This is a genomic window from Stenotrophomonas sp. PS02300, assembly GCF_029959395.1.
Lineage (GTDB): Bacteria > Pseudomonadota > Gammaproteobacteria > Xanthomonadales > Xanthomonadaceae > Stenotrophomonas > Stenotrophomonas maltophilia_AD.
On sequence record NZ_JASCOP010000265.1, the window covers coordinates 1 to 495 of the forward strand.

Annotated in this window: 1 protein-coding gene; it reads right to left on the reverse strand. The window is 67.3% G+C overall.

Translation table 11 applies throughout. The annotated features are described in order from the left end of the window. Positions 1-495, reverse strand: a 495-nt coding sequence (locus tag QMX79_RS20850) for a transposase (protein ID WP_282248475.1), incomplete at both ends; no start/stop codon positions are given.

Consider the following 495-nt stretch of genomic DNA (forward strand, 5'->3'; position numbering starts at 1 on the left):
CGATCCGTACCGCGCCGCCGCAGTGGGCGCAGGTGGTGATGTCGATGGAAAAGACCCGCTTGAGCCGTTGCGCCCAGCTCATCGCACGGCGCTTCTGCTCGGGGCTGCGCGGCTCGTCGTGGGCGCTGACGTCCACTGGCGCCGCATCGCCCGCAGGCCGCTTGCCGCGCCCCGAGGGTGTCAACTGCGCGCGCAGGTTTGCATTCGGGGCGAATACGCCGTGGAAGCGGGTGAGATGCGCGCGAGATGGCGGGACCAGTGCGGCCAGTTTCGCGATGAAATCGACCGCATCCCATTCGACATGGGTGGTCCCATTTCGCCACGGCGTCTTGAGCTGATACCGCACCCTACCCTGCGGTGAGATCGATAGCCGCTGCTCGCTGATCGCCGGGCGCGTGATGTAGCGGCACAGCTTTTCGAGCTTGTGGCTTTCGTGTGCTTCCGCGGCCACGCCGGCATGCAGCGAGAAGCCGCCGACCTTGCCGGCATCGCCCT